A 22,955-nucleotide genomic window follows, 5' to 3' on the forward strand; every position below is an offset into this window, starting at 1 on the left:
GGATCAGTCTTCCTCGTCTTTCAATAATCGGCCGTCAGTCGCATCGATGTGCAGCTCACGGACCACGCCTTCGGGGGTCAGCAATTCGACATCATAAAGGTAGATGTTGTGCTTCTCTTCGAGTTCGGCTTCCAGCAGTTTTGCGCCGGGGTAGCGATCCATCGCTTGCTGCAGCAGTTGCTCCAGCGGCAGGATCACGCCCTGTTGACGCAGGCGCAGGGCTTCATCCTGATCCAGGTCGCGGGCCATCACTGCCGAGCAAAATGCCAGAAGCAGCAGCGCCATTCTGCGTGCGACACATCGATTGAGTAGAAACACCTTCATTACCAATCCTGATGATCCTTGAGTCACTGCCCGCTGACCGCGTCTAATTCCAGAGCGAAAACCACAATGGTACCAGCGTTGCGTCGGGGGTATAGGCGAGCCACCTTAACCCGCTGAACTTAATTGAAACTGAATTGCCATCATTGCTGACACCACAACCCCGTAGGAGCTGCCGAAGGCTGCGATCCTTTCTCACTTTCACTTGAGTCGCCAGGCAAAAGACCAAAAGATCGCAGCCTTCGGCAGCTCCTACACACTTCGAGAGCGCAATGACCGCCATCCACATCAAGTTCCCGTCCCTGACCCTCAAGGCCGGCCCACGAGCCTTTGCGCGCATCCGGGACAACGGTTTGAACGCCGCCGACGTCGGCACCTTGCCGGGCGCGGCTGGCGGGCCGAAGGCGCTGGGGATTCAGGGTCTGGACCTGGCGCTGTTCGGCGAGTGGCTGCCGGCGGCACCGCGGGAGCGTTCGCTGATTGGCGCATCGGTGGGTTCCTGGCGCTTCGCCAGCGCCTGCCTGCCGGACGCCGCCGAGGGTATCCGGCGTCTCGGGCAGCTGTACACAGAGCAACACTTTGCCAAGGGCGTGACCATGGCGCAGATCAGCCAGAGCTCACAGCGCATGCTCAATGACCTGCTCGACGGTCGCGATGCCTCGATCCTCAGTAACAGCCATTACCGCCTGAACATCATGGTGGTCAAAAGCCACGGTTTGCTGGCCGACGATCATCGCGGCCGCCTGGGACTGGGCCTGTCATCGGTCATCGCCGACAACCTGCGTGGCCGGGCGCGGCTGGCACGACACTTCGAACGCCTGATCATCCACGACCCGCGCCTGGCGCCGCCGGTCGATGCCTTGAGTGACTTCCCCTCGCGCTTCGTCGCCCTCAATGCCGGCAATTTGCGCCAGGCCCTGCTGGCCTCGGGCTCGATCCCGATGGTGATGCAAGGCGTGCGCGACCTGCCGGGCGCCGGCGCCGGGACCTTCCGCGACGGTGGTCTGCTGGATTACCACCTGGACCTGCCCTACAGCGGCAACGACATCGTGCTGTACCCGCACTTCACCGACCGGGTGATCCCGGGCTGGTTCGACAAGACCCTGCCGTGGCGCCGCGCCTGCCCGGCTCGCTTGCAGAACGTGCTGTTGCTGGCACCATCGAAGGAATACCTGGCGCGCCTGCCCTACGGCAAACTGCCGGACCGAAACGACTTCAAGCGCTTCATGGGCGATGCCCCGAGCCGGCAGAAATATTGGCGCACGACCATGGACGAAAGTCGCCGCCTGGGGGACGAGTTCCTCGAACTGGCCGCCAACGGTCGCCTCGGCGAGCGCTTGCTGACCCTTTAGTCAGGACAAACTGCTAAACTCGCCGCCTGCCCGAATCGCTGCGGCGAACGCCACCTGAACAGAGCTGAAAACACTGTGGAAATCTTCAAGGAATTTACTTTCGAATCCGCCCATCGCCTGCCCCACGTCCCGGACGGCCACAAGTGCGGGCGCCTGCACGGTCACTCGTTCAAAGTGGCCATCCACCTGAGCGGCGACCTCGACCCGCACACCGGCTGGATCCGTGACTTCTCGGAAATCAAGGCGATCTTCAAGCCGCTGTACGAGCGCCTGGACCACAACTACCTGAACGACATTCCCGGCCTGGAAAACCCGACCAGCGAAGTGTTGGCCAAGTTTATCTGGCAGGAATTGAAGCCTCTGCTGCCGGAACTGAGCGCGATCCGTATCCACGAGACCTGCACCAGCGGTTGCATCTATCGCGGCGAGTAATCTTCAGACAACACTGCTCCCACAAGGGATATGCGTTTCGTCAGTGACATGAAAAACAGCCTTCATCGGCTGTTTTTTTATGCCTATGCTCTTTGCCTCTTCCCCGCCAAGAGGACAAGCCCATGACTGACTGGCCACTGGATCAGGTCTTCGAGTTCAACGGACATCAGGTACGCTACACCATACGCGGCGACGGCCCGCCGCTGGTGTTCGTGCATGGCACGCCGTTTTCTTCTTTCGTGTGGCACCGGATCGCGCCGTATTTCATGGCGACTCACCGCGTCCACTACTTCGATCTGCTGGGCTATGGGCAGTCGGCACAACCCGAGGACGATGTCTCGCTCGGTGTGCAAAACCTGTTGTTGACGCAGTTGCTGGAGCATTGGGACCTGGACTGCCCCGACGTGGTGGCCCATGACTTTGGCGGTGCCACGGCGCTGCGCACGCACCTGCTCAACGACAAGGATTACCGCAGCCTGACGCTGATCGACCCGGTGGCGCTCACACCCTGGGGCTCGCCATTCGTGCAGCATGTGCGCCAGCATGAAGCAGCCTTCAGCGGACTGCCCGATTACATCCAGCGCGCCATCGTGCCGACCTATATACGCGGGGCGATCAAGCGGGAAATTCCCGATACCGAACTCGCCCCCTACGTTCAGCCGTGGCTGGGGGAACCGGGGCAGGCGGCGTTCTACCGGCAGATCGCGCAGATGGACGAGCGCTATACCCGTGAGGCCGAGGGCCTATACCCGACGATTCGCTGCCCGGTGCAGATTCTCTGGGGTGAAGACGACCAGTGGATTCCCATCGAACGCGGGCAGGCGCTGCATCGGATGATTCCCGGATCGCTGTTTTATCCGATACCCAACGCCGGTCATCTGGTTCAGGAAGATGCGCCCGAGGCGGTCGTCGCCGCTCTTATGGGATTTTTACCCCTGCAACAATCCTCCTGAACAAACCCGCTCCCACATTTTGAACTGGCGGGATTCGCCGCTGGCGAGCTAACGTAAGGGTATCGCCTGTACGATTCGCCAAAAGGATCTGCCCGATGCACATCATCAACGCCCGTCTGCGCAACCAGGAAGGCCTGCATGAGTTGAACCTGGAAAACGGCCTGATCAGCAGCATCGGCCGCCAGATCGAAGCCCCGACCCTGGGCCCTGACGATCTGGACGCCGGTGGCAATCTGGTGGTGCCCCCCTTTGTCGAACCGCACATCCACCTCGACGCCACCCTGACCGCCGGCGAACCGCGCTGGAACATGAGCGGCACGCTGTTCGAAGGCATCGAATGCTGGGGCGAACGCAAGGCCACCATCACCGAAGAAGACACCAAGGCCCGGGCCAAGAAAACCATCCAGGCCCTCGCCGCCCACGGCATCCAGCATGTGCGCACCCACGTCGACGTCACCGACCCGCAACTGACCGCGCTCAAGGCCTTGCTCGAAGTGCGCGAGGAAAGCCGGCACCTGGTCGACCTGCAAATCGTCGCCTTTCCCCAGGAAGGCATCGAGTCCTACCGCAATGGTCGCGAACTGATGGAAGAAGCCATCCGCATGGGCGCGGACGTGGTGGGCGGCATTCCGCATTTTGAATACACCCGCGATCAGGGCGTCAGCTCGGTGAAGTTCCTCATGGACCTGGCCGAACGCAGCGGTTGCCTGGTGGACGTGCATTGCGACGAAACCGACGACCCGCACTCACGTTTTCTCGAGGTGCTCGCCGAAGAGGCCCGCAGCCGCGACATGGGTTCGCGGGTCACGGCCAGCCACACCACGGCCATGGGCTCTTACGACAACGCCTACTGCGCCAAACTGTTTCGCTTGCTCGGGCATTCGGGGATCAGCTTTGTCTCCTGCCCCACCGAAAGCATCCACCTGCAAGGTCGCTTCGACAGTTTCCCGAAACGCCGGGGTGTGACCCGGGTCAACGAGTTGCTGGAAGCGGGCATGAACGTGTGCTTCGGCCAGGACTCGATCGTCGATCCGTGGTATCCGCTGGGCAACGGCAACATTCTGCGGGTGCTCGAAGCCGGCCTGCACATCTGCCACATGCTCGGTTATCGCAACCTGCAAAGTGCGCTGGACCTGGTGACGGACAATAGCGCCAAAGCCATGAACCTCGGCGATCGTTATGGCCTGGAGCGCGGGCGGCCGGCGAATCTGCTGATTCTGTCGGCGGAGAGCGATTACGAGGTGATCCGCAGCCAGGGGTTGCCGCTGTACTCGGTGCGCGATGGCAAGGTGTTGATGAAGCGGACGATGCCGGTGCTGGAGTTCAGTGGGCTGAGCTGAGTCTGGTGTTGACCGAGCTGGCCTCTTCGCGAGCAAGCCCGCTCCCACACGGGTTCTTTGTCGTACACAGATGTTGTGTTCACTGAAGATCAACTGTGGGAGCGGGCTTGCTCGCGAAGGCTATTTTGAAGTCAATCAATTAACCGAGCCGTACCAAACAGACTGACCCGACTCAATTCCCCATGCTCCTCTTCCAGCAAGATCGGCGCCGTGCCACCCGGCATCGTCACCTTGACCTCCCCGGCGCTGACCCAACCTGCCCGCCAGGCCGCACAGGCGACCGCGCTGGCACTGGTCCCCGACGACGCCGTCGGCCCCTCGCCCCGCTCGAACACCCGCGCGGCGATGTGCCCCTCAGACACACGCATTGCCCATTGCAGGTTGATTCCCGCCGGACAAGGTTTGCCTGCACCGACCGGCATGGCGTAGGCAATCCGCGTCAGCCCATCACCCAGCGCCGGCTCGCGCATCTGCTCGTTGCTCGGCAGGTCCCCGGCACTTTCCACCAGCGTCACGCAATGGGGATTGCCTACCCGCGCGAATTGGCTGCGCGACCATGCGCTGTTGAGTGCCGACAATGGTTCAACGTGGCTGAGTTCGCGACCGTTGAACATCGCCGTTGCAACCCCGTGAGCACTGACCGCCGACGGCCCGAATCCCGGCTGGCCCAGATCGAGCCAGAACCCCTTCACGCCCTCGACCTCTGCGGTTCTCACTGAAGTCTGCCCCGGCGAAGGCGTATCAGCCTTGTCGTGGTGAACCCTGAGCAGACAGGCTTCGCTCTGCGGCAATAGCCCTTGATCGCTGAGGGCCTGGGAAAAAATCGTCAGCCCGTTGCCGCTGCGCTCGGCCAGGGTACCGTCGGTGTTGACGATCAACAGATCAAAGGGTGGCGACGCCTGAAATGGTCCGACCAGCAAACCGTCGCTGCGATGATCCTTGCTGCCGGGTGGTTGAGTGCCTGGAGCCCAGCTGCAACAAGCCTCGATCGCGGCTAGCGCCCAGGCTTCGAGGGTTTGCGCTGCCTGGCTGGCCTGATCGGGCAGGTCGATACCCTGGCGGCGCAGTTCTTCGGGCGCTACCACGATGTAAATGTTGCCCCGTGCATCGTACCGCTGCGCCATGGCGCCCTCCGTGTGTCGTTGGAATGGTTCAACATATCGCGAAAAACAGCGGCGCTGTGCAACCATGTCGCCCTGTTTGACCGTAAAACTTTCCGGGCACTGATCGAACCCTCCCAGGCCGATCACTGTCCGTTGAGGACGCGACGCTTTTTGCCAAGGATTGTTATGACCAGCCTCAACAGCCAGACCACCTTCGTTCCCGGCCGCCTGGAACAGATGTCCACGCGCATCGGATTTTTCATCGCCGGGGTCGGCATCGCCGCGTGGGCGCCGCTGGTGCCCTATGCCAAGGCCCGGGCCGGACTGGATGAAGGCACTTTGGGATTGTTGCTGCTGTGCCTGGGGGTGGGTTCGATACTGGCGATGCCGTTGGCCGGGATCCTGGCCACACGTTTCGGCTGCCGGCGGGTGACGGCCGGCGGGACCCTGCTGATCTGTGCCGCCCTGCCGCTGCTGGCGACGGTGTCGTCGATTCCGGCGCTGGTCGCCGCGTTGTTCATGTTCGGCGCGGGGCTCGGCACCGTGGATTCGACGGTCAACCTGCAAGCGGTGATCGTCGAGCGCGCCAGCGGTAAAAACATGATGTCGGGGTTCCATGGCCTGTTCAGCCTGGGCGGGATTGTCGGTGCGGCGGGTGTCAGCGGGTTGCTTGGCCTGGGAATTTCACCCCTGGGGGCGACGCTGGTGGTGATCATGTTGCTGCTGATCGCGCTGGCCAAGGCCGTGCCGCATCTGCTGCCCTACGGCAGCGAGAGTTCGGGGCCGGCGTTTGCGGTGCCCCATGGCATCGTTCTGTTCATCGGCGGCATGTGCTTCATCGTGTTCCTCGCCGAAGGCGCGGCGCTGGACTGGAGTGCGGTGTTCCTGACGCAGGAGCGTGGCATCGACACGGCGTATGCGGGGCTCGGTTATGCCGCGTTTGCCCTGACCATGACGGCCGGGCGCTTGACCGGTGACAAAATCGTGCGGCGCCTGGGCGCGACGCAGGTGATTGTGTTCGGCGGGCTGACAGCTGCTACAGGCTTGTTTCTGGCGACATTCGCACCGAGCTGGGAGGCGGCGCTGGCGGGTTATGCGCTGCTGGGTGCCGGTTGCTCGAACATTGTGCCGGTGCTGTACACCGCGGTCGGCAAACAGACGGTCATGCCCGAAAGCATCGCCGTGCCGGCCATTACCACCCTGGGTTATGCGGGCATCCTGGCAGGCCCCGCCGTCATCGGCTTCGTCGCCCATGGCAGCAGCTTGAGCTTTGCCTTTGCCTTGATGGCGCTGTTGCTGGTGGCAGTGGCCGTTGGCGGGAAAGTGTTGAAGGTCTGAAAAGCTTCCACCGGTAAGCCCCGTACCCAATGTGGGATCGGCGGTGCGGCGATCCCACAGGGTTCTTGGTACACCTCGGTCTATCAGAACCCGACACTGGCCTGCACAAAGAACGTGCGCGGCGCACCGACGTACATGCCCGAGTTGTTGTCGCTGGAACGGGTGAAATACTGCTTGTCGAAGATGTTCTTCACCCCCGCCCCCAGTTTCAGGTTCGACACCTGCGGACCGAAGTCATAGCCGGCACGTGCGTTCCAGAGCACGTAACCCGGGATATCACCGAACTGGCCGTCAGCGGTGCCTTCGGTGATGTAGTTGCCGTTGAAGCTGCCATCGGCGTTCACGCCGGTGCCCGGCGAGCGCTGCTTGGACTGGGCGAACGCATCGAGGTTGTAAGTCCAGCGGTTGACGTCGTAACGCAGGCCGGCGGTGGCCACCTGGCGAGAGTAGAACGGCAGGTCACGGCCCTTGAAGCCCGGGATCTCACCTTCGTAGGTGGCACGGGTGTAGGTGAAACCGGCGTTGGCGGTCAAGCCGTCCAGCATCGGGTTCAGCGCGGCCATGTCGTAGTGCACCGAGGCTTCGATCCCCTGGTGCTTGGTCGCGCCGAGGTTGGTCCAGCCCACGTCATTGCTGATGTATTGCAGTTCGTCGTCGAAGTCGATGTAGAACAGCGTCACCTCACCGCCCCACACGTCATCGTTGTAGCGCGTACCGATCTCGTAGGTCTTGGCCTTTTCCGGCTCCAGGCCGTTGGCGGGCTCATCACCGATACCGCCCTGCCCCAGTTGGAAATACTGCAGCGCGCCGAATGAGGTTTCGTAGTTGGCGAACAGTTTCCAGGCATCGGACATGTGATACATCACACTCAGGGCCGGCAGCGGTTCGTTGCTTTCGATGCTGCGTTTTTTCTCCGGCACCCGCTTACCGGCGTTATCCAGCACCGGGCGGTCGTGCCAGTCGGTGCGGATGTGCTCGAAGCGAATACCCGGGGTGACGGTCCAGTTGCCAACGTCGATCTTGTTGTCGACGTAGACCGAATTGGCCTCGGTGCCACCGGTGCGGTCCTGATAGACATGGCCGTCCGCCCCCGGACGCACCACTGGCTGGTTGTCGACCAGCGCCACTCGGCTGGCCTCTTCGTGCATGGCCTCTTTCAGGTAGCGATAACCGACACTGACTTCCTGGGTGGTCGGGCCCACATCAAACACATGGGACACCCGTGGTTCGATACCGTAGGTGTAGTAGCTGCGCGGATAGGAGTTGAGTGTGTTCAGGTCCCGCGAGGCAATGGTGCTGCCACGAAAGCTGTCGGTGTAATAGGTCAGCACTTCGGCCTGGGTGCGATCGTCGATCTGCCGCGCCCACTTGAACGACACATCCTTGCGCCGGCCGCTGAAGCTGTCGTAGTCGCGTACCGACTGGAACGGGTCGGCGTCGTACTGCGCCTGGTTCAGGCCGCCGGGCATGTCGGCCTTGGCATCGTAGTAGTGGAAGTTGAGGCTGAAATCGTCGACATCGGTCGGCGCCCAATGGGTCTTGAGGATCACGTCGTCGATGTCGTTGCCGTTGTTGCTTTCACGGTAACCGTTGCCGTTCACCCCGGAGTACAACAACGCCACGCCCATGCCGTTGTCGGCGGTACCACCCATGAACGCGGTGTCGATGTGCTTCCAGCCACCGTGCCGGGAAGTTTCCAGGGTGGTGCCGATTTCCGCCGAGGCTTGCTCCGGGATCGCGCGGGTCACGAAATTGATCACGCCACCGACGTTTTGCGGCCCGTAGCGTACGGAACCGGCACCGCGCACCACGTCGATGCTGTCGAGGTTGCCGGAGGAAATCGGCGCCATGGACAGTTGCGGCTGGCCGTAAGGCGCGAACGCCGCCGGGATGCCGTCGATCAGCACGGTGGAGCGTGGCGACAGGCGCGAAGTCAGGCCGCGCACGCCGACGTTCAGGGAAATGTCGCTGCCACCGGTACCGTTGGCATCCTGCACTTGCACGCCCGGGACACGTTTGAGTACGTCGCCGACGTTCATCGCGCCCTGCTCGACCATGGCTTCGCGGCGCACCACGGTGCGTGCGCCGGGGTGGTTCTGCACCACGGCGGCATCGGCGTCGCCGAGCCAGTCGCCGACCACCTTGATGTCAGTCACGCCCAGTTCCAGTGGGCCGTTGGCCGCCGAAGCGGGCGCCGGCATCAAGGTCACCGAACCTTCATCAATCTGGTATTGCAGGCCGCTGCCTTGCAGCAACTGGCGCAACGCGTCTTCCGGGGAAAGGTTGCCATCCACCGCCGGGGCCTGCTTGCCGGCAACCAGTTCAGGGCTGAAGAACACCTGAAGCGAGGTTTGCTGGCCCAACTGACTCAGGGCTTGTCCCAGAGGTTGCGCCGGGATACGGATGCCGTCGGCGGCAAGGGCCTGAGGCAGCGCAATATTGACCGCCAGCGCAAGGGCCAGCGGCAACCAGGGGAGTTTGTTGTTTTTAGCGGTGGAGATTTTCACGTCGAACGTAATCCTGTGGATCGCAAGAGTGCGCGCTTGTTAATGCAAACCAGTTGCAGTTGAACAGGAAGACGATGAACTCGAAAAAAACCTGAATTTTATTTTGAAATTATTTCCTGGCTGCCATCGCCAAGGGTGCGCACGGCCACCGGCAGGATGCTCGGCAAGGCCTTGAGCAGCGCATCGGTGTTGTCGGATTTGAACACGCTGGTCAGGCGCAGATCGCCCACCGCTGCGCTGGCGACCTTGAGCGGCTTCTCGCGATAGCGCGAGACCTGCTCGGCGACATCGGCGAGGCTGGCGTTGTTGAACACCAGTTTGCCGCTGCGCCACGCGGTCATTTCCGTCGGGTTGACGGCATAAGCGGCGGCAACTCTGCCCTGGGCATCGACGTGGGTGCCGAGGCCCGCCGTCAGATTGATGAAATCGTTATCGCCCGCGTCGTGCCCTTGAACCTTGACGGTGCCCTGCTCCACCACCACCCGGGTTTCGCGGGCGCCATAGCGCACGTCGAAGCGGGTGCCGGTGACCGTGACCTTGCCGCTGCCCGCCGCGACAACAAAGGGTCGGCTGGTGTCATGCTCGACGCTGAACATCGCTTCGCCTTCGGTCAGCTCAACGTGGCGTTGCCCCTTTTCAAAGCGCACCTGGATCCGGCTGCGGCTGTCCAGGTCGACCACCGAGCCGTCCGGCAACGCCACATGGCGGCGCTCATTCAGGGCTGTTGAAAACTCGGCGGTGTAAGGCGCCGGATGATTCAGGCCGCTGAACAAGCCCAGGCCGAGCGCCACGGCCAGCACGCTGGCGGCCACCGCATAGCGCAACACCGGACGAGGTTTTTTCAGCACCGGCGGAGTTTCACACAGGGCCTGCAAACGCGCGGCCGGCACCAGGTCGGCGGCACTCCACAAGCCCTGGAGCACTTCGAATTCGTTGCGGTGCTGGGGGTGTTGGTCCAGCCAGAGCTCAAACCGGTGCCGCACTTCGACATCCACAACAGGCTCCTGCAAACGCACAAACCACTGCGCCGCGTCATCGCGAACCGCTGTCTGCCCGCACGCACAATCACGAGTATCCATCATGGAAGTTCCTGTTTGGCTGGGGAGGAGAATTCACGCCGCATCCTGGTGTAGGAGCTGCCGCAGGCTGCGATCTTTTGGCTGCTTTGAGACCGCTGAAGATCAAAAGATCGCAGCCTTCGGCAGCTCCTACGCAAGCCACCACACATCATGATTGCAGTCCTTCAAGGCGATCACGCAGGTGCCGAAGCGTGCGGATCATATACTTTTCCACCATGTTCCTGGACAGTCCCAGGCGTTCGGCGATTTCTGCCTGGGTCAGGCCCTCGATTTTCTGCCAGACAAACACCTTGCGGCAGTTGACCGGCAACTCGGTGAGCGCCTGCTCGATGGAATCAGCCAGCTGGATCGCATGCATGAAATGCTCCGGGTCGCCGGTCGGCGACTCACTGAGATCAATCGCCTCCGACTCCATGGCGCCCCGCCGGTCCTCACGCCGATAACCATCCACGGCAATATTGCGCGCGGTCTGGTGCAAATACGCCCGGGGCTGTTGCACCACCGCCGAATCGGACTCAAGCACCCGCACGAAGGTGTCGTGGGCCAGGTCCTCGGCCTGCTGACGATTCCTCAGGCGACGGGTCCAGGTGCCAACCAACTCTTCGTAATGCTCGAAAAAGCCGTGTCTGCGGGGCAGCTTGAGGGTCATTGCGGCGTGCTGTGGAGACGGGGCGTGAATAGTAATGCTTCCTATTAACTTGAAGCAATGGTTTGCGGCCCCGTGGACGGGTACTTTGTCTGCTTGCCAATCTGCCTTCCGTCAGGAATGCTCAATTGCGGCACGCAACCAAAGAAATCTGGCAGGCATTCAAATGCAGCCATTGACGGGTTGTAACAAAGTGCAGGAATGCCCGTACCCGGCTTTTCCCCAGGAATTCACCCATGTTCAGCCCCAATGCGTCGCCCAAAAGAACACCGCTTGCCCGTCTGGCCCTGGCCATCACCCTGAGCACCCTCGGCCTGCCTTTCTGGGCGAACACTGCCCAGGCCCACGGCGGTCAAGCAGAAATGGTGCCGCTGCAAGCGGGCCTTGAGGAGTTTGGCGCCACGGTGAAATGGGACGATTACGCCAATCTGTTCACCATTGCCAAGGACGGGGTCTACCTCAAGGTCAAGCCCGACAGCAAAGTGGCGATGCTCAACGGCAAGCGTATCGAGCTGACGGTGCCGGTGGTGTTCAAGGACCATACGGCGTTCATGTCCAAGGACTTTATCAACCAGGTGTTCCAGTCCGGGCTGGACAAGACCTTCGTCGTCGAGACCCGCCCCAACCCGCTCAATCCCCTGAGTGCAGCCGAAATCAACACGGCCGTGGACATCGTCAGGAAATCGGAAAACTACAAGCCCGGTTTCCGCTTCACCGAAGTCTCGGTCAAGGAGCCGCCGAAGGATCAGGTGTGGAACTTCGTCTTCACCGGGCAGAACGTCGCCCAGGCGCGTGAGGCCTCAATCGTGGTGCTCGACGGCAAGCACGTGATCGAAGCCCTGGTCGACCTCGACAAGAAAGAACTCAAATCCTGGAAACCGATCGAGGGCGCCCACGGCATGGTGCTGCTGGACGATTTCGCAACGGTGCAAACCGCCGTCGAGACCAGCCCGGAATATGCACAGGCCCTGGCCAAGCGCGGCATCGACGACGTGAAGAAGGTCGTAGCCACGCCGTTGACCGTCGGCTACTTCGACGGCAAGGACGGCCTGGCGCAGGACAAGCGCCTGCTGAAAATCGTCAGCTACCTCAATACCGGTGACGGCAACTACTGGGCGCACCCGATCGAGGGCCTGGTGGCGATTGTCGACCTGGAACAGAAAAAGCTGATCAAGATCGAAGACGAAGCGCTCATTCCGGTGCCGATGAAACCCACGCCTTATGACGGGCGCGGACGCCAGGGCGTGGCAGTCAAACCGCTGGAAATCATCGAGCCCGAGGGCAAGAACTACACCATCAGCGGCAACAGCATTCACTGGCAGAACTGGGACTTCCACGTTCGCCTCGATTCGCGGGTCGGCCCGATCCTGTCCACCGTCACCTACGACGACAAGGGCAGGAAGCGCAAAATCATGTACGAAGGTTCGCTGGGCGGCATGATCGTGCCTTACGGCGACCCGGACGTCGGCTGGTACTTCAAGGCCTACCTCGACTCCGGCGACTACGGCATGGGCACCCTGACGTCACCGATTGCCCGTGGCAAAGACGCGCCGCAAAACGCCGTGCTGCTGGACGCGACCATCGCCGACTACACCGGCGCACCGACCGCGATCCCGCGCGCCATGGCGGTGTTCGAGCGCTACGCCGGCCCCGAATACAAACACCAGGAAATGGGCCAGCCCAACCTCAGCACCGAGCGCCGTGAACTGGTGGTGCGCTGGATCAGCACCGTGGGCAACTACGATTACATCTTCGACTGGGTGTTCCAGCAGAACGGCACTATCGGCATCGACGCCGGCGCCACCGGCATCGAAGCGGTCAAGGGCGTGAAGTCCAAAAGCATGCACGAAGACACCGCCAGGGAAGACACGCGCTACGGCACCCTGCTGGACCACAACATCGTCGGCACCACGCACCAGCACATCTACAACTTCCGCCTCGACATGGACGTGGACGGCGAGCAAAACTCACTGGTGGAAGTGAACCCGGTGGTGTTGCCGAACGACCGTGGCGGCCCGCGCACCAGCACCATGCAGACCGAAACCAAAGTCGTCACAACCGAGCAACAGGCGGCGCAGAAATTCGATCCGTCGACCGTGCGCCTGCTGACCAACTTCAGCAAGGAGAACAAGGTCGGCAACCCGGTTTCCTATCAGCTGATTCCTTATGCCGGTGGCACGCACCCGGTGGCCAAGGGCGCCAACTTCGGCAAGGACGAATGGCTCTACCACCGCCTCAGCTTCATGGACAAGCAGCTGTGGGTGACGCAATACAACCCCGAGGAAAAGTACCCGGAAGGCAAGTACCCGAACCGCTCGGACAAGGACTCGGGCCTGGGGCAGTTCACCCAGGACAACCACTCCATCGAGAACACCGACGATGTGGTCTGGCTGACCACCGGCACCACCCACATCGCCCGCGCCGAGGAATGGCCGATCATGCCGACCGAGTGGGTGCATGTGCTGCTCAAACCGTGGAACTTCTTCGATGAAACGCCGACGTTGAACCTCAGCTCGCCGAAGTAAACACAAAAAGATCGCAGCCTTCGGCAGCTCCTACAGGATCGGGTTTACACACCATCAATGTAGGAGCTGCCGAAGGCTGCGATCTTTTAAACTTCAACCATGCCGCTTGCGATACTCCCCCGGCGCAATGCCGAAGCGCGACTTGAACGCGGTGGAAAAGTAGCTCGAATCAGAAAACCCCCACGAATACCCCAGCACCGACAACTTCTCCTCCTTGCCCGACCGGCGCAGGGATTCGGCGCACAAATCCAGGCGTCGGTTCTTGATGTAGCGCGCCACCACCAATCCTTTCTTGGCAAACATCCGGTACAGGCCACGGGTGGACATGCCGACTTCCCGCGCCAGCCATTCCGGGCACAGGTCTTCGGAGCGAATATTTTCGTCGATGCAGGTCAGCGTCTTGCGGAAGATCCGCTCATGGGAGTCGCTGCTGTCGTCGGCCTGGCTGATCGCCGGGCGCAGCAGGCTGACGATCGCTTCCAGGGTCGCTTCGCTTTCCTGTCGGGTCAGGTGCTGCTGGCGGGTGGCATCAAGGATCAGCCGGTGCGAGAGCATTGCAATGGGCGATGTGGCGGCGATCCGGTGGCCGCACTTGACCTGATTGAAGCGCAGGGTTTGCTCGACCAGTTGATACGGCAGGATCAGCGACAACTGCCGGGAGTTTTCGCCGTAGGTGAAGTCGCTGGGCCGCGCGGCATCGATCAGCGTGATGTCGCCGGGGGACAGCAAGACCTTGTCGTCGCCCTGGGCCATGCCCGCTGTGCCTTCGAGCTGGAACACCGCAAAATACTTGCCGCCCTCGCCCGCCGCGACCTCCTGGGGCGTACGGTACAAACGCGCCTGGCACGCGTCGACGAAACTGAGCTTGAGCCCATCGCTCTGGTATTCGCGGATGCGCCCGGCAAATTCGCTGCCCAGGGGTTGTGCGTTGAAGGCGCCACAGATCTGGTTGATCTGATGGATCCACTGGTCGAACCCATCATGGCGCTGTGCTGTTGTAGAAATCATGTCAGGCCTCACGCAGGCTTATTTTTATTGTCTACGTCAATCCACACGACATCGGATGCTTCGAGTCTCCTGAACCGCACCATTCCCTGAACAATGACGTGCTATTTCAGTCCGCCAAAACGCCGATAGAAGCTTTCACCCACATCCGGCAACGGGCCGTCGGCCGTTTCCAGCGCGGCGTTCAGCCATTCTTCGGCCTTGGCATAGATCAAACGGTAAATGTTGCGGCACAACTGGCGGGCGGCGCGGCCTTCCCAATCGCCGGGCAGCAACTCATCCGGCAGTTGCGGGTCGCGCAGCAGCAGCTTGCGGTACTCGTGAATCAACAGCACCCGCGCCAGGAAACAGTCGGCCGGTTGCAGGTTTTCCTGCTCGCGCAGGGCTTGCCATAGTGGTCGGAACAGCTGGATGAACTCGCTGTAGTGCGCCGCCAACTCCTCGATGTTCCAGCTCTCGCGCACTTGCAGGCGCAGGGCCTTGGAGGCCAGTACGTCCTGGGCGGTGGTTTCGAAGACGATGGTGTCTTCCTGGACGCCGAGGTCGAGCAGGGTCGCGTTGACGTCGGAACGGTCGCTGCGCGGACAGGCCAGTACCACCGGCGATATCGCGCCGAAGCCCTGCCACTCCAGCTCCTCGCGCACCTGTTTGCGTTTGTCCTGGGTCAGCTGCGAGAGCATCACCAGGCACCAGGAACCATCCCAGGCCGGCATCGTGGTGCTGTAGACCCGCTTGAAGGCCTTGTCGAAACGGCGGCGACCGGTGCCGGTCAGGCTGTAGTAACTGCGACGACCGACTTTCTCGGCGGTCAGCCAGCCTTCCTTGGTCAGGCGGAAAATAGAGGTACGGATCAGCCGCTCGTTGATGCCGATGGGCTCGAGCAACTGAATCAGGCTGCCCAGCCACACAGTGCCGCCATGGGGTTCGATGGCATCCCCGTACAACGTGATGATCAAGGAGCTGGCGCGGATCGGCGTCTGCTCCTGGAAGCGGGTAATCAGATGGTTCAAGGGAGTCAGGGACGACATGGGCGTTCCGTGGGAAAAAAGAAAAGGAATATACCGAAACTCCGTAGGAGCTGCCGAAGGCTGCGATCTTTTGATTTTGTTTTTTGAAAGATCAAGATCAAAAAATCGCAGCCTTCGGCAGCTCCTACAGGGGTGGTGTTCATGAGGTACTGTCCTTTGGCCGCAACCCACTGTCACTGATCCGCGGGCGATCAGGCTCCGGTTCGCTCAGCGGTTCGCAGACCTGCATCTGCGTCAGGCAACGCTGGGCCAGTTGCTGATATTCCCGGGTGCCGGCCTGTTTCCATGCCACTTCCTGATCGCTGAGGCTGCGCTTGATGCTGGCCGGTGCGCCCATGACCAGCGACTGCTCCGGGCATTCGAAACCGGCCTTGACGAACGCCGCCGCCGAAACGAATGAACGCGGGCCGATCCGGGCGTTGTCCATCACCACCGCATTCATGCCCACCAGCGCATCGGCGCCGATCCGGCAACCGTGCAGCACCGCGCCGTGGCCGATGTGGCCGTTGCGTTCGACCACGGTGTCGCTGTCGGGAAAACCGTGCATCACGCAGGTGTCCTGCAGGTTGGCGCCCTCCTCCAGCACGATCCGCCCGAAGTCACCGCGCAGACTGGCCAGCGGACCGACATAGCAATGGGGGCCGATGATCACGTCACCGATCAATACGGCGGACGGGTGCACATAAGCGCTCGGATCAACCACCGGAGTCAGGCCATCAAGGCTGTAGCAGGTCATGGAAGCTTCCTTCACAAAGCGATGCAAATAATGACTCATCTTGTATCACATCACTTTTAACAGCACAAAGACTAAAAACCGTATCACTTGAAACGCACCTTTCCGACGAATACCCGTGCGCCCCTAAAATCGCCATAAAACCTAATGTTTTCTAGGTAAAATCCGCTATCCACCACCTTTAAGCAGAAAGCCTTAAAATCAAAACCACCACCAATAAGACACATTAAATCTATTTTTGTATTGCATTTACGTATCACGTTATAGCTATACTTGGGCAAAACCGGCCCCCTGCGGCCGATCCAATAACGAGCCGGCACCACGCCGAGCGTGCACCGTGAGAGCATCCGCCATGCCTCTGACCCTTGCCGTCGAATTGATCGAGCCTGGCGTCCGCCTGATTACCCTGCAGCGCCCACAAGCCCTGAACGCCCTGACCACCGAGTTGCTGGGCGAGCTGGCCGCTGAACTGAACATCGCCCAAGCCGACCCCGACACCCGGGCCGTGGTCCTTACCGGCAGCCGCAAGGCCTTCGCCGCCGGTGCCGACATCAAGGAAATGGCCGAGCGCAACCTGGTCGGCATCCTCGACGACCCGCGCCAGGCTTCGTGGCAAACCATCACCCGCTTCAGCAAACCGCTGATCGCCGCGGTCAACGGCTTCGCCCTCGGTGGTGGCTGCGAACTGGCGATGCACGCCGACATCATCATTGCCGGTGAAGACGCCCGCTTCGGCCAGCCGGAAATCAACCTCGGAATCATGCCCGGCGCCGGTGGCACCCAACGCCTGCTGCGTGCCGTCGGCAAATCCATGGCCATGCAAATGGTGCTGACCGGCGAACCGATCGACGCCCGCCAGGCCCAGCGCGCCGGCCTGGTCAGCGAAGTCACCCAGCCGGAATTCACCGTCGAGCGCGCCCTGCACATTGCCCGCAGCATTGCGGCCAAGGCACCGCTGGCGGTGCGCCTGGCCAAGGAAACACTGCTCAAGGCCATGGACACCGACCTGGCCAGCGGTCTGCGTTTCGAGCGCCACGCCTTCACCGTGCTGGCCGGCACCCGCGACCGCGACGAGGGCATTGCAGCCTTCCAGGAAAAACGCAGCCCGACTTTCACCGGGCAATAAAGCGGCCACTGACATCCGAATTCGAACGACTGCCAAGAGAACGCCAAGACCATGAACTTCGAACACATCCTGTTTTCCATCGACGCCGGCGTCGCGCTGCTCAGCCTCAATCGGCCGGAACAGCTCAATAGCTTCAACACCCAGATGCACGGCGAAGTGAAGGAAGCGCTCAAGCAAGTGCGGCAGAACCCGGACGTGCGCGTACTGCTGCTGACCGGTCAAGGGCGCGGCTTCTGCGCCGGGCAAGACCTGAGCGACCGCAATGTCGCGCCGGGCAGCGCCGTGCCGGACCTGGGCGAGTCCATCGAGAAGTTCTACAACCCGTTGATCCGCCAGTTGCGCGACCTGCCGCTGCCGGTGATCTGCGCGGTCAACGGTGTGGCGGCCGGGGCTGGCGCCAACATTCCGCTGGCCTGCGATCTGGTACTGGCGGCACGTTCGGCCAGTTTCATCCAGGCGTTCTGCAAGATCGGCCTGATCCCGGATTCCGGCGGCACCTGGACCCTGCCGCGTCTTGTCGGCATGGCTCGGGCCAAGGCTTTGACACTGCTGGGCAATCGCCTTAGCGCCGAACAAGCCGAGCAATGGGGCTTGATCTACCAGTGTGTGGACGACGCCGATTTGCGCGACGAAGCGCTGAAACTGGCCCGCCACCTGGCGACCCAGCCGACCTACGGCCTGGCGCTGATCAAGCGCAGCCTCAACACCAGCCTGAGCAACAGCTTCGACGAACAGCTTGAGCTGGAAAAAGACCTGCAACGCCTGGCCGGGCGCAGCGAGGACTACCGTGAAGGCGTCGGTGCCTTCATGGAAAAACGCACCCCAAGTTTCAAGGGGCGCTGAGTCATGAGCGCACTGAACACCAACGCACGCATCGCCGTGATCGGCGCCGGGGCCATGGGTGCCGGTATCGCCCAGATCGCGGCCCAGGCCGGCCATCCGGTATTGCTGCTGGACAATCGTCCCGGCGCTGCTGCTCAAGCGATTGAAGGCATTGATCGCCAACTGGGCAAGCGAGTCGAGAACGGCAATCTGTCGGCCGAGTCGCGCAGCGCAACCGTCGCCCGCCTGCAAGCGGTGGAAGCCATCGAAGTCCTGGCCGATTGCGATCTGATCATCGAAGCCATCGTCGAGAACCTCGAGGTCAAGCGCGCGCTGTTCCGCCAGCTCGAAGGCATCTGTGGCAAGCATTGCATCCTCGCCAGCAACACCTCGTCGCTGTCGATCACCAGCATCGCCGCGCAGCTTGAGCATCCACAACGCCTGCTCGGCCTGCACTTCTTCAACCCGGCACCGGTGATGGCGTTGGTGGAAGTGGTCTGCGGCCTGGCCAGCGATCCGACACTCGCCGAGTGCCTGTACGACACCGCCAGGGCCTGGGGCAAAAAACCGGTGCACACCCGTTCAACGCCGGGTTTTATCGTCAACCGCGTGGCCCGGCCGTTCTATGCCGAAAGTCTGCGTCTGTTGCAGGAAGGCGCGGTCGATTGCCCGACCCTGGATGCGCTGATGCGCGAAGCCGGTGGTTTTGCCATGGGCGCGTTCGAACTGACGGATTTGATCGGCCACGACGTCAACTACGCCGTGACCTGCTCGGTGTTCGACGCCTATTACCAGGACACGCGTTTCCTGCCGTCGCTGATCCAGAAAGAACTGGTGGACGGCGGGCGCCTGGGACGCAAGAGCGGCCAGGGTTTCTACAGCTACGCCCAAGGCGCGGAGCGCCCGCACGCCACTGAAATCAGCAGCGCTGCAAAGGTCGGGGTTTGTGCCGTGGAAGGCGACCTCGGTATCGCCAAAGGCTTGCTCCCACGCTTGCATGAACAAGGCGTCGAGATCGTCCAGCGCGACGGCCAAGGCTTGCTGCGGGTCGGTGATGCCGTGCTGGCCTTGAGCGACGGGCGCATGGCCTGCCAGCGGGCTCGCGAAGACGGGCTGCGCAATCTGATCCTGCTGGACCTGGCGTTCGATTACGGCAATGCCAAACGCATCGCCATCAGCCATGCGGCAGGCATTGATCCGCAGGCCCTCGAACAAGGCGTTGCCCTGCTGCAACGGGCCGGCCTCAAGGTCAGCCTGCTCAGCGACAGCCCGGCCCTCGCCGTCCTGCGTACCGTGGCGATGCTCGCCAACGAAGCCGCCGACGCCTTGCTGCAAGGCGTGGCCTCGGCCGCCGACATCGATCTGGCCATGCGCGCCGGGGTCAATTATCCGCAAGGGCCACTGGCCTGGGCCGATGCCATTGGCCTGTCGCACATGCTTGAAACGCTGGAAAACCTGCAAGCCAGTTATGGCGAAGAACGCTACCGGCCGTCGCTGCTGCTGCGCCGTCGCGTCGCCGAAGGGAGAACATTCCATGACTAACCATGAATCCATGACCCTGGCCAGTGAATGCGCGCAATCGCTGTTCCAGCGCGACGCCGCCAGCCAGGCCATGGGCATGCGCCTGCTCTCGGCCGGCCCCGGTTGCTCGCGAGTGGGCATGACCGTGCGCGCCGACATGGTCCAGGGCCACGGCACCTGCCACGGCGGCTACCTGTTCGCCCTCGCCGACTCGGCATTCGCCTTCGCCTGCAACAGCTACAACGAAGCCACCGTGGCCATCGGCTGCAGCATCGACTACATCGCTCCGGCGCGCCTGGGCGACACGCTGAACGCCGACTGCATCGAGCAGAGCCGTTCCGGGCGCACCGGCAACTATGACGTGCGCATCGAAAACCAGCAGGGCCAGTTGATCGCCCTGTTCCATGGCAAATCCTACAAAGTGCGCGGCCCGGTGCTGGCGCAGGAGACTCCCAATGAATGACGCCCTGATCATCGACGCCGTCCGGACCCCGATTGGCCGTTACGCCGGTGTCTTGAGCGGCGTGCGCGCCGACGACCTCGGCGCGGTGCCGCTGCGCGAACTGCTGCGCCGTCACCCGCAAGTGGACTGGAACACGGTCGACGACGTGATCTACGGCTGCGCCAACCAGGCCGGCGAAGACAACCGCAACGTCGCGCGCATGTCGGCGTTGCTGGCCGGGTTGCCGGTCAGCGTGCCGGGCACCACCCTCAATCGCCTGTGCGGCTCCGGGCTGGATGCCATCGGCACCGCCGCCCGGGCGATTCGCAGCGGCGAAACCGGGTTGATGCTGGTCGGCGGCGTCGAATCCATGTCCCGCGCGCCGCTGGTGATGGGCAAGGCCGAGCAGGCGTTTTCCCGTGCGGCCGAGATCTTCGACACCACCATCGGCTGGCGCTTCGTCAATCCACTGATGAAAAAGGCCTACGGCATCGACTCCATGCCGGAAACGGCAGAGAACGTCGCCGAACAGTTCAACATCTCCCGGGCCGATCAGGATGCGTTCGCCCTGCGTAGCCAGCAACGCGCTGCCGCTGCCCAGGCCAACGGACGTCTGGCCAGGGAAATCGTCGCGGTGGAAATCCCCCAGCGCAAAGGCCCGGCCAAAGTGGTCGAGCACGACGAACACCCGCGTGGCGACACCACCCTTGAACAGTTGGCCAAACTCGGCACGCCGTTCCGCGAAGGCGGCAGCATCACCGCCGGCAACGCCTCCGGAGTCAACGACGGGGCCTGCGCCCTGCTGCTGGCCAGCCCGGAAGTCGCCAAACGCCACGGCCTGACCGCCCGTGGCCGGGTCGTGGCCATGGCCACTGCCGGCGTTGAACCACGGATCATGGGCATCGGCCCGGTGCCGGCCACCCGCAAGGTGCTGGAGGTGGCCAACCTGAGCCTGGCCGACATGGACGTGATCGAACTCAACGAAGCCTTCGCCGCACAAGGCCTGGCGGTGCTGCGCGAACTGGGCCTGAGCGACACCGATCCACGGGTCAACCCCAACGGCGGCGCCATCGCCCTGGGCCATCCACTGGGCATGAGCGGCGCACGTTTGGTCACTACTGCCCTGCACGAACTGGAAGAACGTAACGGCCGCTACGCCCTGTGCACCATGTGCATCGGTGTAGGCCAGGGGATCGCGCTGATCATCGAGCGTCTATCCCACTAAAGAATCGCGATTCCCAAAGAGCCGAGAGGTATCCTTGGGGCATGCACTCAAAGCCCTTGTGCAAAAGGGCTGGAACACAAAAACAATTCGAGTGAACACATGAACATGCCAATAGCCAAAGCCGTGCTGGATCCTGTGCTGGACCCGCTGGAAACCGCCAGCATCGACGAGTTGCGCCAGCATCAGCTGGAGCGCCTGCGCTGGAGCCTGAACCACGCCTACAACAACGTGCCGCTGTACCGTCAGCGTTTCGATGCGTTGGGCGTGCACCCGGACGACATCAAGTCCCTGGACGACCTGGCGAAATTCCCTTTCACCACCAAGTCCGACCTGCGGGACAACTACCCCTATGGCATGTTTGCCGTGCCGATGCACGACATCGTGCGCCTGCACGCGTCCAGCGGCACCACCGGCAAACCCACCGTGGTCGGCTACACCCAGAACGACATCGACACCTGGGCCAACGTGGTGGCGCGCTCGATCCGCGCTGGCGGTGGCCGACGTGGCGACAAGGTGCACATTTCCTATGGCTACGGCCTGTTCACCGGCGGCCTCGGCGCGCACTACGGCGCCGAACGCCTGGGTTGTACGGTAATTCCGATGTCCGGTGGCCAGACCGAAAAACAGGTGCAACTGATCAAGGATTTCCAGCCGGACATCATCATGGTCACGCCGTCCTACATGCTCAACATCGCCGATGAAATCGAGCGCCAGGGCATCGACCCGCACAAACTGGCCCTGCGCCTGGGCATCTTCGGCGCCGAGCCGTGGACCGCCGAACTGCGCAGCGCCATCGAACAACGCCTGGGCATCACCGCCCTGGACATCTACGGCCTGTCGGAAATCATGGGGCCAGGTGTCGCCATGGAATGCGCGGAAACCAAGGACGGCCCGACCATCTGGGAAGACCACTTCTACCCGGAAATCATCGACCCGGTCACCGGCGAAGTGCTGCCGGACGGGCAGATGGGCGAACTGGTGTTCACCTCCCTGAGCAAAGAAGCCCTGCCGATGATCCGCTACCGCACCCGCGACCTGACGCGCCTGCTGCCGGGCACCGCACGGCCGATGCGACGCATAGACAAAATCACAGGGCGCAGCGATGACATGCTGATCATCCGCGGGGTCAACGTGTTTCCGACGCAGATCGAGGAACAGGTTCTGAAAGTCAAACAACTTGCCGAGTGCTATGAGATTCATCTGTATCGCAATGGCAACCTGGACAGCGTGGATGTGCATGTCGAGCTCAAGGCTGAGCACCAGCACCTGACCGATGAACAGCAGAAGGCTGTTTGCGGGGAGTTGAGCAAGCACATCAAGACGTACATCGGGATCAGTTCGCGGATTGTTTTGCAGCCGTTTCATTCGATCAAACGGTCGGAGGGCAAGGCTTGCCACGTGCTGGATAAACGTCCTAAAGCATGACTGCTGCACCCTTTATGGCCCCGCTTTTTGCG

The 22,955-nt window shown here is 62.1% G+C and carries 20 protein-coding genes; 12 read left to right on the forward strand and 8 right to left on the reverse strand.

Going from position 1 to position 22,955, the window contains the following annotated elements; all coding sequences use genetic code 11:
- Window positions 1–3 precede the first annotated feature (3 nt).
- On the reverse strand, window positions 4–324 hold the full coding sequence (locus tag ACM6IT_RS28855) for a PepSY domain-containing protein (protein WP_056722513.1): 321 nt from the start codon (window positions 322–324) through the stop codon (window positions 4–6).
- 269 nt (window positions 325–593) lie between these two features.
- Here ACM6IT_RS28855 and ACM6IT_RS28860 point away from each other — a divergent pair, with 269 nt between their 5' ends.
- From ACM6IT_RS28860 to codA, 4 genes are all read left to right on the forward strand, one after another.
- Complete coding sequence (locus ACM6IT_RS28860) at window positions 594–1,673, forward strand: patatin-like phospholipase family protein (protein ID WP_414919173.1); 1,080 nt, start codon at window positions 594–596, stop codon at window positions 1,671–1,673.
- 75 nt (window positions 1,674–1,748) lie between these two features.
- Window positions 1,749–2,105, forward strand: coding sequence for a 6-carboxytetrahydropterin synthase QueD (gene queD, locus ACM6IT_RS28865; RefSeq protein WP_046042818.1), 357 nt, complete (start codon window positions 1,749–1,751; stop codon window positions 2,103–2,105).
- 122 nt (window positions 2,106–2,227) lie between these two features.
- Entirely contained in the window at window positions 2,228–3,058 is an 831-nt protein-coding gene (locus ACM6IT_RS28870) for an alpha/beta fold hydrolase (RefSeq protein ID WP_414912787.1), read from the forward strand.
- Between the two features lie 95 nt (window positions 3,059–3,153).
- The gene (gene codA / locus ACM6IT_RS28875; protein WP_414919174.1) at window positions 3,154–4,398 is read left to right on the forward strand and encodes a cytosine deaminase; all 1,245 of its coding nucleotides are present in this window, start codon (window positions 3,154–3,156) and stop codon (window positions 4,396–4,398) included.
- A gap of 131 nt (window positions 4,399–4,529) precedes the next feature.
- On the opposite strand, the gene ACM6IT_RS28880 is transcribed toward codA, so the two are convergent.
- The gene (locus ACM6IT_RS28880) at window positions 4,530–5,522 is read right to left on the reverse strand and encodes a diaminopimelate epimerase (RefSeq protein ID WP_414912788.1); all 993 of its coding nucleotides are present in this window, start codon (window positions 5,520–5,522) and stop codon (window positions 4,530–4,532) included.
- A gap of 165 nt (window positions 5,523–5,687) precedes the next feature.
- On the opposite strand from ACM6IT_RS28880, the gene ACM6IT_RS28885 reads away from it, so the two are divergent.
- Window positions 5,688–6,839, forward strand: coding sequence for an MFS transporter (locus ACM6IT_RS28885; protein ID WP_414919175.1), 1,152 nt, complete (start codon window positions 5,688–5,690; stop codon window positions 6,837–6,839).
- Between the two features lie 83 nt (window positions 6,840–6,922).
- Here ACM6IT_RS28885 and ACM6IT_RS28890 read toward each other — a convergent pair whose 3' ends face one another.
- From ACM6IT_RS28890 to ACM6IT_RS28900, 3 genes are all read right to left on the reverse strand, one after another.
- Window positions 6,923–9,346, reverse strand: coding sequence for a TonB-dependent siderophore receptor (locus ACM6IT_RS28890; RefSeq protein ID WP_414919176.1), 2,424 nt, complete (start codon window positions 9,344–9,346; stop codon window positions 6,923–6,925).
- A gap of 98 nt (window positions 9,347–9,444) precedes the next feature.
- Window positions 9,445–10,428: a FecR family protein gene (locus ACM6IT_RS28895; protein ID WP_414919177.1), complete on the reverse strand. Its 984-nt coding sequence runs from the start codon at window positions 10,426–10,428 to the stop codon at window positions 9,445–9,447.
- Window positions 10,429–10,573: 145 nt separating this feature from the next.
- Window positions 10,574–11,074, reverse strand: a complete 501-nt coding sequence (locus ACM6IT_RS28900; protein ID WP_056722530.1) for a sigma-70 family RNA polymerase sigma factor — start codon at window positions 11,072–11,074, stop codon at window positions 10,574–10,576.
- A 233-nt stretch (window positions 11,075–11,307) separates the two neighbouring features.
- Here ACM6IT_RS28900 and tynA point away from each other — a divergent pair, with 233 nt between their 5' ends.
- Window positions 11,308–13,596 carry a primary-amine oxidase gene (tynA, locus tag ACM6IT_RS28905; protein WP_414919178.1) on the forward strand — a complete coding sequence of 763 codons (2,289 nt, stop codon included), beginning with the start codon at window positions 11,308–11,310 and terminating at the stop codon, window positions 13,594–13,596.
- 93 nt (window positions 13,597–13,689) lie between these two features.
- On the opposite strand, the gene feaR is transcribed toward tynA, so the two are convergent.
- The 3 genes from feaR to paaY form a co-directional block, all read right to left on the reverse strand.
- Window positions 13,690–14,604: a transcriptional regulator FeaR gene (gene feaR, locus ACM6IT_RS28910; protein ID WP_414919179.1), complete on the reverse strand. Its 915-nt coding sequence runs from the start codon at window positions 14,602–14,604 to the stop codon at window positions 13,690–13,692.
- Window positions 14,605–14,705: 101 nt separating this feature from the next.
- A complete protein-coding gene (gene paaX, locus ACM6IT_RS28915; protein WP_008003007.1) occupies window positions 14,706–15,629 on the reverse strand; it encodes a phenylacetic acid degradation operon negative regulatory protein PaaX in 924 nt (307 codons plus the stop codon).
- A 139-nt stretch (window positions 15,630–15,768) separates the two neighbouring features.
- Window positions 15,769–16,365 (reverse strand): phenylacetic acid degradation protein PaaY, encoded by a 597-nt coding sequence (gene paaY / locus ACM6IT_RS28920; RefSeq protein ID WP_414912794.1) that lies wholly within the window; start codon window positions 16,363–16,365, stop codon window positions 15,769–15,771.
- A gap of 349 nt (window positions 16,366–16,714) precedes the next feature.
- On the opposite strand from paaY, the gene paaF reads away from it, so the two are divergent.
- From paaF to paaK, 6 genes are all read left to right on the forward strand, one after another.
- Window positions 16,715–17,488 carry a 2,3-dehydroadipyl-CoA hydratase PaaF gene (paaF, locus tag ACM6IT_RS28925; RefSeq protein ID WP_414919180.1) on the forward strand — a complete coding sequence of 258 codons (774 nt, stop codon included), beginning with the start codon at window positions 16,715–16,717 and terminating at the stop codon, window positions 17,486–17,488.
- 51 nt (window positions 17,489–17,539) lie between these two features.
- Complete coding sequence (gene paaG / locus ACM6IT_RS28930; RefSeq protein WP_414919181.1) at window positions 17,540–18,331, forward strand: 2-(1,2-epoxy-1,2-dihydrophenyl)acetyl-CoA isomerase PaaG; 792 nt, start codon at window positions 17,540–17,542, stop codon at window positions 18,329–18,331.
- Window positions 18,332–18,334: 3 nt separating this feature from the next.
- Window positions 18,335–19,852, forward strand: a complete 1,518-nt coding sequence (gene paaH / locus ACM6IT_RS28935) for a 3-hydroxyacyl-CoA dehydrogenase PaaH (RefSeq protein ID WP_414919182.1) — start codon at window positions 18,335–18,337, stop codon at window positions 19,850–19,852.
- The gene (gene paaI, locus ACM6IT_RS28940; protein WP_409078891.1) at window positions 19,845–20,294 is read left to right on the forward strand and encodes a hydroxyphenylacetyl-CoA thioesterase PaaI; all 450 of its coding nucleotides are present in this window, start codon (window positions 19,845–19,847) and stop codon (window positions 20,292–20,294) included. The genes paaH and paaI overlap by 8 nt, the downstream gene beginning before the upstream one ends.
- The gene (pcaF, locus tag ACM6IT_RS28945; RefSeq protein ID WP_414912798.1) at window positions 20,287–21,498 is read left to right on the forward strand and encodes a 3-oxoadipyl-CoA thiolase; all 1,212 of its coding nucleotides are present in this window, start codon (window positions 20,287–20,289) and stop codon (window positions 21,496–21,498) included. The genes paaI and pcaF overlap by 8 nt, the downstream gene beginning before the upstream one ends.
- A gap of 99 nt (window positions 21,499–21,597) precedes the next feature.
- Window positions 21,598–22,923 (forward strand): phenylacetate--CoA ligase PaaK, encoded by a 1,326-nt coding sequence (gene paaK / locus ACM6IT_RS28950; protein ID WP_056722547.1) that lies wholly within the window; start codon window positions 21,598–21,600, stop codon window positions 22,921–22,923.
- Window positions 22,924–22,955 lie beyond the last annotated feature (32 nt).

It is taken from the genome of Pseudomonas sp. IT-P4 (assembly GCF_949767755.1).
Taxonomy (GTDB): domain Bacteria; phylum Pseudomonadota; class Gammaproteobacteria; order Pseudomonadales; family Pseudomonadaceae; genus Aquipseudomonas; species Aquipseudomonas monachiensis.